Raw genomic sequence first — 16,700 nt, forward strand, 5'->3', positions numbered from 1 at the left:
GCAACATCTTCAACGACGGCGCCTTCGAAGTCCTCAAGGACAGACAGCAGGCCGAGGAAGCCGTCATCCGCCTCGAACACGGCCGGCCCATCCGCCTCGGCACCGACGGCGCCCGCGGCGTGGTCCGCGACCAGCACACCGGCGACCTGAAGGTCGTCACCATCACACCCGAGAACGAGGCCGACATCCTGGTCCACGACGCCCACACCACGTCCCCGACCACCGCGTTCGCCCTCTCCCGGCTCGCCGACCCCGACACCCTGCACCACACACCCATCGGAGTCTTCCGCTCAATCGACCGGCCCGTCTACGACACCCAGATGGCCGACCAACTCGACACCGCCATCGAACAGAACGGCAAAGGCGACCTCGCCGCACTCCTCGCCGGCGGCGACACCTGGACCGTCGTCGGCTGACTCCGCGCACACGCGGTTTTCGGTCCGCACGCGGTTTGGGTCCGCACGCCGTTTCCGTCCGCACGCGGTTTTCGGTCCTCGGACAGTTCTCAGGAGGCCCGGGCCTTGAGCGCCCGGGCCTCGTCGTAGGCCCCCCGGGCCCGCTCGACGTCCGCCATGCGCTCATTGGTCCACAGCGCCAGCGACCGCACCTGCTCGGCGGCCTCGCGGCCCAGGTCGGTGAGGGAGTAGTCGACGCGCGGCGGGATGACCGGCTTGGCGTCACGATGGACGAGGCCGTCGCGTTCCAGCGTCTGCAGGGTCTGGGTGAGCATCTTCTCGCTGACCCCTTTCCCGACCCTGCCGATCGCCCGGCGCAGCTCGCTGAAGCGGTACGAACGCTCCAGGAGCTCGATCAGGACGAGGACGCCCCAGCGGCTGGTGACATGTTCCAGGACCAGGCGGTAGGGGCACATCGCCTCGCCGGCGTCGGCCCCGTCCGCTGCCTTGATACTTACGGCCATGCCAACACCTTAAATGAAGGTGGGTACCTTACTTCTAGGTTGGCACCTTACTTCAAGGTGGGTACTTTCCAACAGTTAGTGCAGCTCCTAGGGTGAGTGACATCCGCACCCCACAAGGAGATGTACGCCATGAGCATCGTCGTCACCGGAGCCACCGGACACCTCGGCCGTCACGTGGTCGAGCAGCTGCTGGAGAAGGTCCCCGCCGAGCGGATCACCGCCGTCGTGCGGGACGAGTCCAAGGCCGCCGACCTCGCGGCCCGCGGCGTTCGGCTCGCGGTCGCCGACTACAACACGCCTCAGACGTTCGACGGCCTGTTCGCGGCCGGTGACAAGGTGCTGCTGATCTCGGGCAACGAGTTCGACAAGGGCCGCGTCCAGCAGCACCGGGTCGTCATCGACGCGGCCAGGGCGGCCGGAGTCTCCCTGCTCGCCTACACCAGCGCTCCCGGCAGCCTGACGGCCGCTCTCGCCGACGACCACCGCGCCACCGAGGAGGTCCTGCTCGCCTCCGGACTGCCCTACACGCTGCTGCGCAACGGCTGGTACCACGAGAACTACACCGAGAACCTCGCCCCCGTGCTGGCACACGACGCCGTAGTCCAGGCCGCAGGCGAGGGCCGGATCGCCTCCGCCTCGCGCGCCGACTACGCGGCCGCCGCGGTCGCGGTGCTGACCGGCGAGGGGCACGAGAACAAGACGTACGAGCTGAGCGGCGACGAGGCGTGGAGCTTCGCCGAGTACGCCGCCGAGCTGAGCCGGCAGACCGGCAAGGAGATCGTCTACAACCCCGTCTCCCCCGAGGCATTCGCCGGCATCCTGACCGGGGCCGGGCTGCCCGAGGTCTTCGCCGGCATCCTCGCGGGCGTCGACGCCTCCATCGAGAAGGGCGAGCTGGCCGTCACCACCGGCGACCTGTCCCGCCTGGCCGGCCGGCCGACCACGCCGATCGCCGAGTCCGTCGCGGCGGCTCTGAAGGGCTGACGTCCCGGCAGGCGCCGGGCGGGGTGCCGGACACCCCCGCCTGTCATGACCGTATAGCGATACGGGCATGACAGGCGGGGGTGTCCGGCGCTACCTTCTTTCATGCTGCACGGAAGTTCCCCGACCGCACGGGAGCTCCGGAGCGCGGGGGGCGCGCCAGGCGTCCTCGATCGTGGGAGAAGGAGACGCCGGTGGCCGGGAAGCCGAGGGGCGAACACCGCACAGGTCTGCTGAACGGCTTCGCGGCGTACGGGATGTGGGGGCTCGTCCCCCTCTTCTGGCCGCTGCTGAAGCCCGCCGGAGCGGTCGAGATCCTCGCCCACCGGATGGTGTGGTCGCTGGGAGTGGTCGGGATCGTGCTGCTCGTGATGCGGCGCTGGGCCTGGGCGGGCGAGTTGCTGCGACAGCCGCGCAAACTGGGGCTGATCACGGTCGCGGCGGCGGTCATCACCGTCAACTGGGGCGTCTACATCTGGGCGGTCAACTCCGAGCACGTGGTCGAGGCCTCGCTCGGCTACTTCATAAACCCCCTGGTCACCATCGCGATGGGCGTGCTGCTCCTCAAGGAGCGGCTGCGGCCGGTGCAGTGGGCCGCCGTGGGCGTCGGCCTCACGGCCGTCCTCGTGCTCACGATCGGCTCCGGCCGTCCGCCGTGGATCTCCCTCTGCCTCGCCTTCTCCTTCGCCACGTACGGCCTGGTGAAGAAGAAGGTCAACCTCGGCGGCCTGGAGTCGCTCGCCGCCGAGACCGCGATCCAGTTCCTGCCGGCGCTGGCGTATCTCCTGTGGCTGAGCTCGCGCGGCGACGCGACGTTCGCCGCGCAGGGGCCGGGACACGCCGCGCTGCTCGCGGCGACCGGCGTGGTGACGGCTATCCCCCTGATCTGCTTCGGCGCCGCCGCGATCCGGGTGCCGCTGTCCACCCTCGGCCTGCTCCAGTACATGGCGCCCGTGTTCCAGTTCCTCCTCGGCATCTTCTACTTCCACGAGGCCATGCCGGCCGAGCGGTGGGCCGGGTTCGGGCTGGTGTGGCTCGCGCTGTCGCTCCTGACGTTCGACGCGCTGCGCGCCGCGCGGCGGGGTGTGCGGGCCATGAGGGAGTCGGCCCGCACGGCCGATTCCGCGACAGGGTCCACGGCCGGGTCCGCGACCACCGCTGAGGCCGTGGGCACCACCGCCGCGGTCGCGGGGGTCGCCGCCGAGGTCCCGGTGGCCGCCGCCATCGCCGCGGGTACCGCCGGGTCTGCCGGTTCGGCGGCCCGTCCGGCCGGCTCGCGCGCCACCTCGTGACCCGCGGACGGAAGTCACCCGGGTCGTAGCGGCAGGGCCGGCCTGCCCTCGTACGACACGAGGGCGGGTCCCGGCGATTCCGTTGCCCACCCGGTCGTGGAACGACTATGAGTGGCTGCATGACGCCGACTCCTGGGCCCACACCCGTCCCCGCACCGGTTCCCGCGCCCGTCCACTGGAAACTCGTCATCGACGCCGCCGATCCGCACGCGCAGGCCGACTTCTGGTCCGCCGCACTCGGTTACGCGGTCGAGGACAACAGCGCCTTCATCGAGCAGCTGCTGAGCCTCGGCGCCCTGCCGGCCGAGGCCACGGTCGACTTCCACGGCCGCCCGGCCTTCCGGGACCTGATCGCCGTACGGCATCCCGACGACCCGTACGACAAGGAACGCGGCACCGGCCTCGGGCGGCGCCTGCTCTTCCAACGGGTTCCCGAGCCCAAGACCGGCAAGAACCGGCTCCACCTCGACCTGCACCCCGGCGAGGGGCGGCGCGCCGAGGAGGTCGGCCGTCTGATCTCGCTGGGGGCGAGCGTGCTGCGGGAGATGAAGGAACCGGCGGGCGAGTGGGTCGTGATGACGGACCCCGAGGGAAACGAATTCTGCGTCCACTGACGCCCGGGCCGACGCTCGCCGACGCTCGCCCGGTTCCTCAGGTTCCGCTCGTCACTCGCCTTGGGCGCGGGGCGTCCAGGTATAAGGGTTGTCCAGCACGACATGGGCGCGTTCGGCGAGGCGGCCCATGCGAGTGCGGGCCGATTCGAGTTGTCCGAGGTCGTCGGCGGCGGGACCGTCGTCGGCCATGAGTTCGGTCCACACGCCGATCAGATCGCGCCCGAGGTGCAGGCCCTGGAGGGGGTCGCGAACGGCACGCCACGCGGTGGCCGCGCTCTGGACGTTGCCGTAGGCGGCCCGCGTGTCCCGGTGCCGTCGACGGACCCTCGCGAGATCCAGCGACAGGTGGAACGACCTGAGCGCGTCACCGGCCAGATAGGCGATGTAAGCGGTCAGCTCGCGCAGTCTCAGCACCTCGGGGTGTTCCTGGCCGAGCGAGTGCGCGGCCTCGGCGACGGCACGCTCCGCCATCCCCGCGGCCGCCTCGATACGGCCCGTCTTCACGGCCTCGTTGATCCGGGCGACGGGCTCCGCGAGGAACGCCGACGCGGCGTCCCGTTCCGGGGCCTGCTCCTGCGGACTCGGCGCGAGCACCGCCTCGGCGACGGCGTCGAAGCCGCGTACGGGAGCGGGCTTCGGCTCCGGTTCCGGCTCCGGAGGCAGCAGCGACAAGGCCTCCATCGCGGACGCCGGCTTCCGTTCGGAAGCGGCGGCCCTGTGCTCGGGGGCGGGCTGCGGCTCGGGGACGGGGACGGCCAGCGGGGCCGGCCCGAACTCCCCCGTCGGGGCGGGCGTCGCGGCGGCCGCCGACTCCGGCACCGCCCGCAGCACGTGCGTCGACGCGGCCCCGGGCAACGGCCTCGGTTCCGGTACCGCCCGCAGCACGAAGGTGGATGGCATGGGAGTACCGGGCACGGCGGGCTCAGCCATGGGCACCGGCTCCGGGCCGGAGGCGGGGGGCGCGGACTCGGGTGACGCTGCGGGCGGCGGGAACGCAGGTGCGGGCGCGGTCTCGGGTCTCGTCGCCGGGGTCGGCGGTGTCCCGCTCTCCGGTCCCGGAGTCGGCTGCGCATTCGGTTCCGTCACCGCCCGCAGGACGTAAGTCGACTTGTCACGGCGCGGAGCACCCGGTGTCTCCGCAGCCCGCGCCGACCCCTCGGCGGACACCGGGGCAGGCGGAAGCGGTGGAGCCGGCGGCTCCGGACGCCGCCGCTCCGGAGGCTGCGGGACCTCCCCGGCCGGGGGCTGGGGACGCTCCTGAACCGGGAAGTACGGGCGCTCCTCGACCCCGGAGCGCGGGTGCTCCTGAGCCGACCGCCTCGGGTCTTCCCCGCCCGGGTGCTGCGGGCGCTCCTGAACCGGGGGCTGCGGGCGGCGCTCCTGAGCCGGGGGCTCGGAGAAGTTGTGGGCCGGAGGCCGGAGGCGGTCCTCGGCCGGGGCGTGCCGGTGCTCCTGGGCCGGAAGGCGCGGGGGTCGGTCGGCTCGGTGCCCGTGCGGCTGCACGGGCGGCGCCACGTGTACCGGCTCCCCCGTGTAGCGGCTGGAGCCGTCGACGTGCACCTGGAGCGGTACGACGAAGCCGATGCGTTCGTCGTGGATGGTGGCGAGAACCGCGTGACCGGAGCCGAGGGCGAGGCGGTGGAGGTGGCTCAGGATCGCGCCCTGGACCGTCTCACCGGGCGCGGGCACGACCGGCACCCCGCCGACCGTGGCACCGCTCGGGGCCCCCGCGGCACCACGGACCGCAGGGCCAGCCGCGCCCGCCGACGCCGGTACGTGGACCTCGATCGGCGTCATCCCGGTGGTCGGCTGCCCCCCGGTACCGGCCGCCGAGCGCTGCCGCTTGAGTTCCCGCTTCTGTTCGCGGCTGAGTCGAGACATCGGTTCCCTCACGAAGGGGTGGTGGAGGACGGGGACGGGGACGAAGAGGGGGGCGGGGTCGAGGACATCAACCGAGCGCGGCACGGCATCGTGCGGACGGTAGTCGCACTTCGGGTCATGTCCGTACGCCACCTCCGCCCACACCTCCGATGCTTCCGTCCCGTCGAAGCCCGACGGGCTCGGCACCTGTGCGTCCGCGCCCAGCGGCCCCGCCCGACGGGAGGGGGTGCCTGGGTGCCTTCGGTGCCACGGGCGGCCCCGCGGAAGGAGACGAACTGCGCGCCCACCGCATCACGATGGTCCCGCAAGCCACGGCCCGTCAACGCCAGTACCCCGGTCACGGACACGACCGCCGACGCGGCGACCGCCCTGTCGCGCATTCCCACGAACTCCCGTGCGCATGCCCGTACAGACGCTCGTACGCGGCCCCGTACGAATTCCCGTACGGGCCTCCCGCCTGTTCCCGTACGCACCTCCGTGCCGGTACCCGTACCCGTCCGTGCCGTCCTCATCCTCTCCTCCCTCCTCACTTCAGTCCCGGCCAGGGTGCCGGGTCCACGTGCGTGCGGAGCGGCGTCACATTCCGGTCGTGTACACGTAGTCGAGTCTCTCGGCTCCCACCCGATTCCCGCGTCACCGCGGCGTCACAGGCTCGTCCCAGGAACCCACGTCCCGTTACCCGACCCGTCCCGGCGCCGGGAGGATCGGTGGACCGACGAGGGAAGAGAGCACCCAGCGACCCCGCTCGGTCTGCCCGACCCCGGCCCGCCCTCGGCGCCACCCTGGACGATTACATGCGCATGCATATACTGTTCACGTGTGTAATCGACGTCGTTCGTGGCGCGCATCCCAGGGGGAACCATGACCCGCCAATTCCTGTTCGTGCTCGGCAGCAGCCGCACCGGTGGCAACACCGAGCTGCTGGCCCGCAAGGCCGCCGAGCAGTTGCCCGCCGGTGTCGAGCAGCGCTGGCTGTCCCTGGCCGAGCATCCGCTCCCCGACTTCGTGGACCTGCGGCGGGACGGCGACCATGTACGTCCTCCCGCCACGGGCACCACCGCCATGCTGCTCGACGCCACGCTCGCGGCCACCGACATCGTGATCGCCTCGCCGCTGTACTGGTACTCGGTGTCCGGACCGACCAAGCGCTATCTGGACCACTGGTCGGGCTGGCTGCGCACGCCCGGTGTCGACTTCAAGGCCGCCCTGGCCGGGCGCACGCTCTGGGGCGTCACCGCGCTCGCGCACGAGGAGCCGGAGGTCGCCGACCCGCTGATCGGCACGCTGAACCACACGGCGGCGTACATGAAGATGCGCTTCGGCGGAGTCCTGCTCGGTAACGGCAGCGGGCGCGGCGATGTGCTGAACGACGCCGGTGCACTGACACGCGCGAAGACCTTCTTCGCGCAGGAACCACCGCTGGCCCGCTTCCCGTACGAGGTGTGAGGCGCTCGGCGTGCCGACGGTGATGTCACCGCCCGGGCGAACGCCTAGGCGGTGATGTCCTTCGCCGTGAACCGCGCCCAGGCCGCCGAGCCGAACACGGCGGCGTACAGCCCCTGGAGGCCGAGATCGCGGACCAGGTCGTCCCAGTAGACGGGGTCGCGCATGAGGTCGGCGAAGGACAGCCAGTAGTGGGAGAAGAAGTACGGCTGGAACGCGTGCAGCTGGGGGATCTGGTCGAGGATCTGGACGGTGATGACGAGGCCGACCGTGGTCGCCATGGCCGCGATGCCGCTGTTGGTGAGGGTGGAGACGAACAGGCCGAGCGCGGCGACACCGGTCAGTGAGGCGGCGACTACAAGCGCGATGAGCAGCGCACGGCCGAGCCCCTCGGCGAAACCGATGCGGGTCCCGGAGATGGTGGTCAACTCGCCCAGCGGGAACAGCAGGGCGCCCACCGCGAACGCCGAGACCGCCACCACCAGGGTTGCCACCAGGCAGAACGTCATCGTCGTCGCGTATTTGGTGAGCAGCAGCCGGGTGCGGCCGGCCGGCGCGACGAGGAGATAGCGCAGGGTGCCCGCGTTGGCCTCGCCGGCGATCGCGTCGCCCGCGATGACACCGATCGCCATCGGCAGGAAGAAGGGGAGCGTCACAGCCAGCGCGGTGAACACCAGGAACAGACCGTTGTTGGTGATCTGCGCGATGAACGCGGGTCCCTCACCCCCGCCACCGCCGGCGGTCGAGCCGCCTCTCGTCTCGACCCTGATGGCGATGCCGATGAGGATCGGCACGGCCGCGAGCACACCGAGCAGCGCGATCGTCCGCCAGCGCCGGAACGTGGTGACGAGTTCGTTGCGGAAGAGTCCGAGTGTCCACAGCGGGCTCGGCGTCCGTCCGGCCTTCGACTCCGCCGGCGCTCCCGCACGCGTCGTCGTCCGGCTCGGTCCTCGGTCTCCCGACCCCGCTGACGGTTTCGCGTTTGCCGCCGCCCCCGTCTCCGCCACCGTCCCGGTCTCCCCCTCCGTCTCGGTCGCGGTCCCTGTCTCCGTCTCCGCCACCGTCCCGGTCTCCCCCTCCGTCTCGGTCGCGGTCCCTGTCTCCGTCTCCGTCACCGTCTCGGTCCCTGTCGCCGTCGCCGTCTCCGACTTCGACGGACTCTCAGCCCGCGACATCGAAACCCTCCCCGGTCAGCGCCACGAAGGCGTCCTCCAGCGAGGCCCGTTCGACTCCGAAGCCGCGGACCCGGACGCCTGCCATGACCAACGCGGCGTTCAGTTCGGCGAGTTCGCGGTCCGGTTGCTCCGCCGTCACTCCCGTCTCGGTCACGGTGAGGTCGGCGACACCCTGCTCCTTGAGGATCCGCGCCGCGTCACCCGCGTCCGGGGTCGTCACCACCAGCCGACCCCGCGCTCCCGCCGCCAGGTCGGCCACCGGGCCCTGGGTGATGAGCCGCCCCTGGGCCATCACGGCCGCGTGTGTGCAGACCTGCTCGATCTCGTCGAGGAGGTGCGAGGAGAGGAAGACGGTCGTGCCGTCGGAGGCCAACTCCCTCACCAGCGAGCGGATCTCGCGCATGCCCTGAGGGTCGAGGCCGTTGGTCGGCTCGTCCAGGACGAGCAGCCGGCGGGGCTGGAGCAGCGCGGCCGCGAGTCCGAGCCGCTGCTTCATGCCCAGGGAGTACGCCTTCGCCTTCTTGCCCGCGGCGGCGGTCAGTCCGACCCGGTCGAGGGCGATCCCGACGCGTGTCCGCCGGGTGCGGGGATCGGCGGCCGGGTCGGCGGCGTCGTACCGGAGGAGGTTGTCCCGCCCGGAGAGGAAGCCGTAGAGAGCGGGGCCCTCGATCAGGGCCCCGACGTGCGGGAGCACGGCCCGCGTGGACCGGGGCATGCGCTGCCCCAGTACGCGTGCGGTGCCCGAGGTCGGCTCGATCAGGCCCATCAGCATGCGGATGGTGGTGGTCTTGCCCGAGCCGTTCGGACCGAGGAAGCCGAAGACGCTGCCCGCTGGGACGCTCAGGTCGAGGCCGTCGACGGCGAGCTGTCCGCCGCGGTACCGCTTGCTCAGCGCGCGGGTGGCGATCACCGCGTCCTCGACGGACACGGCATAGCCGCCGCCTCCCCGCGCGGACACGACACCGGTATCTCCCGGCTCCCCGGCGGGCGCCGTGCGGGCGCTCCCCGCCTGCTCGGCGGGGGCGCCCGCGGCCTGCGCCGGATCGGGCTCGACGGCGGACAGCTCCTCCATGGGCTCCCTCGGTTCGACTCGCCCGGGACCTACTGGGCCGCGTTGGCCGCCTTCATCAGAGCGGCCTTGGTGACGGCACCGGCGTACACCTTGCCGTCGTCGGTGATCAGCGCGTTGACCAGGCGGGTCGAGAAGACCGTGCCCGAGCCGAACTTGCCGGTGACGTGGTCGCCGAGGGAGTTCAGGAACCCGTCGACGTTGCTGTTGCCGGTCGAGCCCTTCGAGCCGGACGCGCCGGACGGCATGCCCTTGCCACCGGTGTTGAACACGACGATGGAGCTCCAGCCCTTGCCGATGGTCTTCGGACCGTCGAGACCCCGGGCCGTTCCCTCCTGACCCTTGGGCAGGGTCTTCTCCATGCGCTTCGGCTCGTCGCCCTTGGCGCCCTTCGACTCGTCGCCCTTCGCGCCCTTCCGTCCGTCGCCCTCGGTGACCTTCGCACCCTTGGGCGGGGTGAAGGCGAACGTCGACGCGGCCGGGCGGGAGAAGTCGACCTGGGTGAAGCCCGCGTCCACCACGGCGGCGCCACCGCTCGCCGGGGTCAGCGTGAACTTCAGCGGCAGCCCGGTCTTCGCGTCCACCGCGATGCTGATCGCGCCGACCGTGGAGCCGGACTGCCTGGGCTTGACGACCAGCTTGTAGGCGTCGCGGCCCGCCACCTGCGCGGTGCCGTCGACGGTCACGGAGGTCGTGTCGTCCACGGACTTGAGCGCCTCGTCGGCGAAGTCCTTGGGAGTGGCCGGGACATCCCGCGGCGCCTTCCCCTTGGCGCCCTCGTCGGCGCGCCCGGACTCGGCGGACGTCGTGTGGTAGACCTCGTTCGACTTGCTGTCGTACCCCCACACGTCCTTGCCGTTGTGGATGACGCTGTACTCGGCGGCGTTGTCCAGCAGGGAGACCTTGCCCTTGTCCGGGCCGTCGGCCGCGACGCGCAGCGTGTGCGTGCCCGAGGCCAGTTCGAGGAGCTTGGACTGCGGGTCGGCGGAGGAGCCGCCGTGGCCCCCGACGGCGCCGGACATGAGGCCGCTCTCCAGACCGCCCAGGTTGGGCAGTCCGAGATCGGTGCTGATCTTCACCGTGCCGGACAGCTGCTGGACGTCCGACTTGGCGATCTTCTCGATGAGTTGCTGTGCGGTGATCTTCGGCAGGTTGGGGTCCCCGGAGTCGGCGAGCGCCGGGACGAGCCCGATCGTCGCCGCCGCCACTCCCACCACCGCGACCGGAACGACGTACCGCGTGGCCTTGCGTCGTCCGGCGCGCAGGTCGTCGGCGTCGTCGGCCCCTGCGGCCCTCGCGCTGTCGTCGGATTCGTACGGTGCCATGTGTGCCTTACCTCCGTCGTCGGCGGCGGCCCTGCCCTCGTTCCGTGCTCCACCCCTAAGCCGCCATTCTCACCCGAACCGGTGAGGAGTGGTGTTCTCCATCTGACCAAATACACCGGATGGATGCGTCAACCCCCGGGCTCAACTCCGCGTAGTCCTGCGGTATGACGTGAGAGGGCGGCGCTTCCCCCGACCCGTAGGGGTCGTGCCGGGGAGGCACCGCCCTGGCCGCGCACCGGGCTGGATCCCTACCGCACCGGTCGCTCGTCTCAGCGCTGCACGAACACGTAGTCCGCCCGGTAGGGGACGCTCACGACCGCGCCCGGCGAGCAGGAACCGGCCGGGGCCACACCGCCCACGGTGTTCAGGCGCAGGATCTCCTGTGTGCCTGCGAGCAGGCCGTGATGCCTGCCGGACCGCGTGGCCCCGAGGTCGAGTTCGGGAATGTTCGTCGCGCCGTTCGGAGTCTTGGCGATCAGCGTGCCGGTGACCGCGCTGCGGTCGGGCGCGATCCACTGCGGGGTACCGGAGTCGGGCTTCACGAACGAGTGGGCGATGTGACCGCCGAGCAGGGCCGCGACGTCGCGCTGGGCGAAGGCGTAGCCACCGCCGTCGGTCGGCTTGCACTCGTAGATCTGCTCGCCCTTGACCACGGACGCCTGGAAGTTGTGCAGCGCGTTCCGGAAGTCGAAGGTGCCCGTGACCTTGTGGAGCTGACCGCGGACGGCCCCGCCCGGGAACTCGGTGGTGTGCAGGTTGGCGTAGAACGAACCGGGGTCGGTCTTCAGCGTGTCGAGCAGGGCGGCGTCATCGACCTCGACGGTCCCGACGACGCTGTGGCCCTTGATCCCGTCGAGCAGCCCGCCGAAGTCGATCTTGACGCCGCCGTTGGTGCCCTTGGCACCCTGGTGAATGTGGAGCGAGGTGGGCCTGCCGGTACCGCGCCAGGTCACGGCGACGGACACCTTGTTCCCCTTGACCTTGATGAACTCCAGCGCCGCACCGTCCTTGTCACCGACGGCGGGGCCGCCCTGGACAGGCACTTCACCGGCACCGCGCAGGCTCGCGGCGAGGATGGTGCCACCGCTGCCGCCCATGACTCCGTGCTGCGTGACGACGGTCCGGCCGTCGTGCCCGGAGTGGTCCGTGCCGGTGCTCCGGCTCGCGCCGGTGCTCCCACCGTGAGCGCCGCGGTCGGCGGCGACCGCCGGGATGACGGCGGCGGCGACACCGGCCGCGGCGGCCACCGCGACACCGGTCAGGATCAGGCTCTTGCGACGCGTCGTGAACGTGGCGTTCGATCCCATGATTCCGTTTTCTCCCCGTAACTCGGCCGACGCCCCCTGCGTCAGCTTCTGCGCAGGAGTACGGACCCGATCCGACCCTGGACTCATTCCAAGAGTGTGGCGCCGGTCACACAGCGCCATGTTGTCGGAACCGCTCAAATCCGGCGGAGATTCGAGTGAAAACCGGTGCGAATCCGTACTTACGGTTGGCAGCGATCGGGATCGCCCAGAACTCCAGGGCCAAAGGATCGAGGGATCACCATGCTCGCCATCAAGCACGTCACGGGATACGCCGCCACGGGCGCCGCCGTCCTGGCACTCACGCTCGCCGGATGCGGAGGGGGAGGCGGCGGAAGCGGCGGCGGGACCAGTTCGACACCGAGCGGCGGCTCCTCACAGAGCAGCGGCTCGGCTCAGAGCGGCACCACGGGATCGGCGACATCGACGCTGACCACCGCCAATGTCGCGAAACTGGGCACGGTCGTGACCGACGGCAAGGGATACGTCCTGTACCGCTTCGACGCGGACTCGGCCAATCCGACGAAGGTCAGCTGCTACAACACCTGCGCCACGGTCTGGCCGGCGGCCACGACCCAGGGGAGCGTGACCACGAAGGGCATCGACAAGAGCCTGGTCTCCACGGTGAAACGCACCGACGGCGGCACCCAGATCACTCTCGCCGGCTGGCCCCTCTACCGCTACTCCAAGGACGCCGAGCCGAAGGAGGCCTACGGCCAGGGCGTGGACGGAACGTGGTTCGCCGTGACGCCCAGCGGAGCGAAAATCACCACGCCCGCGTCGACAACTCCGACACCGACACCGACCTCCACGAACACGGGAGGAGGCGGAGGCTACTGACAGCCGCTTCGGCCGCACCGGTGCACCACCCGGCCGGTCCCAGACGGCCCGGCGCACCACCGACCGGTCTCAGACAACCGGGCGCACCACCGACCGGTCTCAGACGGCCGGGCGCACCACCGACCGTCTCAACCGGCCCGGTGCACCACGGCGTCCACGAGCTCGACCAGCGCCGCCTTCGCGTCGCACTCGCGCAGCGGGACCAGCGCGGCGCGCGCTTCCTCCGCGTAGCGAACGGTGTCCCGGCGCGCCTGCTCCAGCGCGGGGTGCTCCCGCAGCCGGGCCAGCGCCTCCGCGTGCCGCGCGTCGTCCGTCAGGTCGGAGTCCAGCAGCTCGCACAGCGCGATGTCCTCTGCGAGCCCCAGCCGCTCAGCGCGCTCACGCAGCCGCAGCACCGGCAGCGTGGCGATTCCCTCGCGCAGATCGGTGCCCGGCGTCTTTCCGGACTCGTGCGAGTCGGACGCGATGTCGAGGACGTCGTCCGCGAGCTGGAAGGCGACGCCCAGCCGCTCGCCGTACTGCGTCAGGACGTCCACGACCGTCTCGTCGGCCCCTGACATCATCGCGCCGAACCGGCACGCGACGGCGACCAGCGAACCGGTCTTGCCGCCGAGTACATCGAGGTAGTGATCGACCGGGTCGCGGCCGTCGCGCGGCCCCGCGGTCTCCAGGATCTGTCCGGTCACGAGCCGCTCGAACGCCTCGGCCTGGATCCGGACGGCCTCGGGCCCGAGGTCGGCCAGGATGTAGGAGGCGCGGGCGAAGAGGAAGTCGCCGGTGAGGACGGCCAGCGAGTTGCCCCAGCGGGCGTTGGCGCTGGCCACCCCGCGCCGGACCTCGGCCTCGTCCATCACGTCGTCGTGGTACAGCGTGGCCAGATGGGTCAGTTCGACGACGACGGCCGAGGGCACGACACCCGGCGCGTAGGGGTCACCGAACTGCGCGGCGAGCATCACGAGCAGCGGCCTGAACCGCTTCCCGCCGGCCCGCACGAGGTGCTGGGCGGCTTCGGTGATGAAGGGGACCTCGCTCTTGGTGGCTTCGAGCAAGCCCTCCTCGACAGCCGCCAATCCGGCCTGGACATCGGCTTCGAGAGCCTGGTCCCGCACGCTCAGCCCGAACGGCCCGACGACGGTCACGAGAGGTTCTCCTGTCTGCTGACGATCACATGGCGAACTCGGTCGATCATTCGGTCGATGACACGGTTTGTCGATGTGTCGCTGCCATCACTCAAGTCAGCGTATCCGGTCACGTTTCGATCACCACGAGCGCCCACCGTCCCCCGGCCGACTTCGCTCCGCCAGCAGGTATGCGGGAGTACACCCGGAAGGCACACGGGAAGCACCTGCGTGCCCCAATGGCGGGTACCCCGACTCACGGGCGCCACCCGATCACCGGCGCTATGTTCATGATCAGATGATGTGACCCTATATGTGCCGACGTGCGGCGAAACACCCGTCAGTAGTGACCTTGCCCCATAGTTCCGCCCGAGCCGCGCGCGTCCGGTTCCGCCCGACCCGCGTCCGTCCCGGACGTGCCGCTCCTTGACTCCCGGCCGCGCCGCACGACGCACACCGTCCACCGAGGTGACACTCATGCACATCCGTACGCCCTTCCCCTACGAGACCACTCATGAGGACGTCCTCGTCCCTCTCTCGGACGGCACCCGTCCGTACGCCCGGATCTGGCGTCCGCTGACCGAGGAGCCCGTCCCGGCGCTCCTGGAGTACCTCCCCTACCGCCTGACCGACTGGACCGCCCCGCGCGACCGGCAGCGCCATCCCTGGTACTCCGGCCACGGCTACGCCTCCGTCCGCGTGGACGTGCGCGGCCACGGCAACTCGGAGGGCACCCCGGGGGACGAGCACTCCGGGACCGAGCCGGCCGACGGGGTGGAGGTGGTCTCCTGGCTGGCTGGCCGCCCAGCCCTGGTGCACCGGCCGCGTCGGCATGTTCGGGATCTCGTGGGGCGGCTTCAGCTCCCTCCGCATCGCGGCCCGCGCGCCCGAGCCGCTCAAGGCGATCGTCACGGTCTGCTCGACCGACGACCGCTATGACAACGACGTGCACTACGCGGGAGGTTCCGTTCTCGCCGTCGACATGCACGCCTGGGCGGCCACCACGCTCGCCTTCGCCGCCCGCCCACCGGACCCGGTGCATGTGGGCGAGGTGATGTGGCGCGACATGTGGGTGAAGCGACTGGAGGCGGTCGCCCCCTCCGTACACACCTGGCTGACGCACCAGAACCGGGACGCGTACTGGCGCGACGACAGCGTCCGCGAGGACCACGGCGCCGTCCGCGCGGCGGTGCTCGCGGTCGGCGGCTGGCACGACCCGTACCGCGACACGGTGCTGCGCCTGGTGGAGAACCTGCCACCGGATCGCGTACGAGGTCCCATCGGTCCCTGGTCGCACCAGTACCCGGACCGGGGCCGGCCGCCCGGCCCGGCGATCGGCTTCCTCCAGGAGACGCTGCGCTGGTGGAACCACTGGCTCCGGGACGAGGAGACGGACGCGCTCTCCGTCCCCCTTCTGCGCTCGTACGTGATGGACGCGCACCCTCCGGCGACCGTCTACGGGGAGATTCCCGGCCGCTGGGTGGGCGACCCGGCCTGGCCCTCCCCCTCGGTGACCCCGGTCGCGTACGCGCTCCAGGGCGCCCCGGTGCCGGTACGGTCCCCGCAGCACACGGGGGTCGACGCGGGCCGCTTCTTCCCCTTCGGCAACGACGCCGACCTGCCGCCGGACCAGCGGGAGGAGGACGCCCGGTCGGCGTGCTTCGAGTTCGAGGTGGCGGAGGAGACCTGGGTGCTGGGCCGCCCTCGGGTCAATCTGCGGCTGACGTCCGCGTCACCCAGGGGCCAGGTGATCGCCCGGCTCTGCGACGTGGCCCCGGACGGAGCGTCCACGCTCGTCACCCGAGGTGTCCTGAACCTGTCGGCACGCCACGGCCGCGACCAGGCCGTTCCCTGGAAACCGGGCACTACGGAGAACGTGGTGTTCGACCTGAACAGCATCGGGTACGCGTTCCCCGCGGGCCACCGCCTCCGCCTGGGCGTCTCCTCCGCGTGCTGGCCCTGGGTCTGGCCCCAGCCGTGTTCCGAGGCGGGCTTCACCCTGGACCCCATCGGCAGCACCCTGGAACTCCCCGTACGGGCAAGGGAGTCGGACCCCTCGATCACCTTCGGGGAGCCGGAGGAGTCCGAACCCCTCGGCGTGACCGTCTCCGCGACCCTGGACGAGCCACCCCGCCCGGAACGCCTGGTCCTGCGTGACGTGGCGGCGGGCACCTGGCGCCTGGAGGTGGACCCTGGCCACGGCGGCACCCGTGTGTATCCCGACGGCCTCGAATGCACGGAGGACGGGCGGGAGACGTACACGATCGACGAGTCGGACCCACTGTCCGCCCGCACCCGCTCCACCTGGTCGATCCGCCCGCACCGCCCGGACCTGCCGTGGGACGCCCGCGTCGAGACGGTCTCCGCCATCAGCTGCGACGCGCGGGACTTCATCACGACCGACGAGGTCGTCTGCAAGGACGGCGACGAGGTCGTCTTCCACCGGACCTGGGAGAAGAGAATCCCGCGCACAGCCGGCTGACCGGACTGACCGGGCTCAAGGGGCTAACCGGACTGACCGGACTCACGGGGTTAACCGAACCGACCGGACCGGCGGGGCCGGCGGGGCTGGCGGGTTTGGCCGACAGGGGCTGCGGGGGCGGGAGTTCACCCCCGCACGGGCCCTCTGGGCACCGCGTGCCCCGGCGCCGATCCGCCCGGCGCCCGACACCGGCATATCGCCTGAGCGCCGAACACCGCTGCCACAGAAGGCACTTCACCCTGCCCACCCGGACTCGA

Annotated in this window: 12 protein-coding genes and 2 pseudogenes; 7 read left to right on the top strand and 7 right to left on the bottom strand. The window is 71.3% G+C overall.

Features of this window, described 5'->3' with window-relative positions; genetic code table 11:
* A pseudogene (locus ACFYW8_RS28930) lies at positions 1–416 on the top strand (2-oxoacid:ferredoxin oxidoreductase subunit beta); the annotation flags it as partial.
* Between the two features lie 89 nt (positions 417–505).
* Here the strand turns inward: ACFYW8_RS28930 and ACFYW8_RS28935 are convergent.
* Positions 506–919: a helix-turn-helix domain-containing protein gene (locus ACFYW8_RS28935; protein WP_365878020.1), complete on the bottom strand. Its 414-nt coding sequence runs from the start codon at positions 917–919 to the stop codon at positions 506–508.
* Between the two features lie 129 nt (positions 920–1,048).
* On the opposite strand from ACFYW8_RS28935, the gene ACFYW8_RS28940 reads away from it, so the two are divergent.
* The 3 genes from ACFYW8_RS28940 (at position 1,049) to ACFYW8_RS28950 (ending at position 3,806) form a co-directional block, all read left to right on the top strand.
* A complete protein-coding gene (locus tag ACFYW8_RS28940; RefSeq protein ID WP_389082763.1) occupies positions 1,049–1,903 on the top strand; it encodes an SDR family oxidoreductase in 855 nt (284 codons plus the stop codon).
* A 191-nt stretch (positions 1,904–2,094) separates the two neighbouring features.
* Positions 2,095–3,192, top strand: coding sequence for an EamA family transporter RarD (gene rarD, locus ACFYW8_RS28945; RefSeq protein ID WP_389082768.1), 1,098 nt, complete (start codon positions 2,095–2,097; stop codon positions 3,190–3,192).
* Between the two features lie 119 nt (positions 3,193–3,311).
* Entirely contained in the window at positions 3,312–3,806 is a 495-nt protein-coding gene (locus ACFYW8_RS28950; protein ID WP_389082771.1) for a VOC family protein, read from the top strand.
* A gap of 51 nt (positions 3,807–3,857) precedes the next feature.
* Here ACFYW8_RS28950 and ACFYW8_RS28955 read toward each other — a convergent pair whose 3' ends face one another.
* A complete protein-coding gene (locus ACFYW8_RS28955; RefSeq protein ID WP_389082776.1) occupies positions 3,858–5,687 on the bottom strand; it encodes a hypothetical protein in 1,830 nt (609 codons plus the stop codon).
* 861 nt (positions 5,688–6,548) lie between these two features.
* Between ACFYW8_RS28955 and ACFYW8_RS28960 the strand changes: the two genes are divergently transcribed.
* Positions 6,549–7,133 carry a flavodoxin family protein gene (locus tag ACFYW8_RS28960; protein ID WP_389082781.1) on the top strand — a complete coding sequence of 195 codons (585 nt, stop codon included), beginning with the start codon at positions 6,549–6,551 and terminating at the stop codon, positions 7,131–7,133.
* Positions 7,134–7,177: 44 nt separating this feature from the next.
* Here ACFYW8_RS28960 and ACFYW8_RS28965 read toward each other — a convergent pair whose 3' ends face one another.
* From ACFYW8_RS28965 to ACFYW8_RS28980, 4 genes are all read right to left on the bottom strand, one after another.
* Positions 7,178–8,137, bottom strand: coding sequence for an ABC transporter permease (locus ACFYW8_RS28965; protein ID WP_389083378.1), 960 nt, complete (start codon positions 8,135–8,137; stop codon positions 7,178–7,180).
* A 154-nt stretch (positions 8,138–8,291) separates the two neighbouring features.
* Entirely contained in the window at positions 8,292–9,377 is a 1,086-nt protein-coding gene (locus tag ACFYW8_RS28970) for an ABC transporter ATP-binding protein (protein ID WP_389082787.1), read from the bottom strand.
* A 29-nt stretch (positions 9,378–9,406) separates the two neighbouring features.
* Positions 9,407–10,699 (bottom strand): outer membrane lipoprotein carrier protein LolA, encoded by a 1,293-nt coding sequence (locus tag ACFYW8_RS28975; protein WP_389082791.1) that lies wholly within the window; start codon positions 10,697–10,699, stop codon positions 9,407–9,409.
* Between the two features lie 269 nt (positions 10,700–10,968).
* Positions 10,969–12,006: a CHRD domain-containing protein gene (locus ACFYW8_RS28980; protein ID WP_389082796.1), complete on the bottom strand. Its 1,038-nt coding sequence runs from the start codon at positions 12,004–12,006 to the stop codon at positions 10,969–10,971.
* A 240-nt stretch (positions 12,007–12,246) separates the two neighbouring features.
* Here ACFYW8_RS28980 and ACFYW8_RS28985 point away from each other — a divergent pair, with 240 nt between their 5' ends.
* Positions 12,247–12,843, top strand: a complete 597-nt coding sequence (locus ACFYW8_RS28985) for a hypothetical protein (protein WP_389082801.1) — start codon at positions 12,247–12,249, stop codon at positions 12,841–12,843.
* 128 nt (positions 12,844–12,971) lie between these two features.
* Here ACFYW8_RS28985 and ACFYW8_RS28990 read toward each other — a convergent pair whose 3' ends face one another.
* The gene (locus tag ACFYW8_RS28990) at positions 12,972–13,982 is read right to left on the bottom strand and encodes a polyprenyl synthetase family protein (protein ID WP_389082806.1); all 1,011 of its coding nucleotides are present in this window, start codon (positions 13,980–13,982) and stop codon (positions 12,972–12,974) included.
* A 456-nt stretch (positions 13,983–14,438) separates the two neighbouring features.
* Here ACFYW8_RS28990 and ACFYW8_RS28995 point away from each other — a divergent pair.
* Positions 14,439–16,443, top strand: a pseudogene (locus tag ACFYW8_RS28995) (CocE/NonD family hydrolase).
* Positions 16,444–16,700: the final 257 nt, after the last annotated feature.

Origin of the sequence: Streptomyces sp. NPDC002742 (assembly GCF_042888885.1) — a bacterium.
GTDB lineage: Bacteria > Actinomycetota > Actinomycetes > Streptomycetales > Streptomycetaceae > Streptomyces.

Excerpts from the sequence above, each read along its gene's own strand:
- ACFYW8_RS28950 (WP_389082771.1), top strand. The coding sequence starts at position 3,312 with ATGACGCCGACTCCTGGGCCCACACCCGTCCCCGCACCGGTTCCCGCG.
- ACFYW8_RS28940 (WP_389082763.1), top strand. The coding sequence starts at position 1,049 with ATGAGCATCGTCGTCACCGGAGCCACCGGACACCTCGGCCGTCACGTG.
- ACFYW8_RS28985 (WP_389082801.1), top strand. The coding sequence starts at position 12,247 with ATGCTCGCCATCAAGCACGTCACGGGATACGCCGCCACGGGCGCCGCC.
- ACFYW8_RS28975 (WP_389082791.1), bottom strand. The coding sequence starts at position 10,699 with ATGGCACCGTACGAATCCGACGACAGCGCGAGGGCCGCAGGGGCCGAC.
- ACFYW8_RS28955 (WP_389082776.1), bottom strand. The coding sequence starts at position 5,687 with ATGTCTCGACTCAGCCGCGAACAGAAGCGGGAACTCAAGCGGCAGCGC.
- ACFYW8_RS28960 (WP_389082781.1), top strand. The coding sequence starts at position 6,549 with ATGACCCGCCAATTCCTGTTCGTGCTCGGCAGCAGCCGCACCGGTGGC.
- ACFYW8_RS28935 (WP_365878020.1), bottom strand. The coding sequence starts at position 919 with ATGGCCGTAAGTATCAAGGCAGCGGACGGGGCCGACGCCGGCGAGGCG.
- ACFYW8_RS28980 (WP_389082796.1), bottom strand. The coding sequence starts at position 12,006 with ATGGGATCGAACGCCACGTTCACGACGCGTCGCAAGAGCCTGATCCTG.
- ACFYW8_RS28970 (WP_389082787.1), bottom strand. The coding sequence starts at position 9,377 with ATGGAGGAGCTGTCCGCCGTCGAGCCCGATCCGGCGCAGGCCGCGGGC.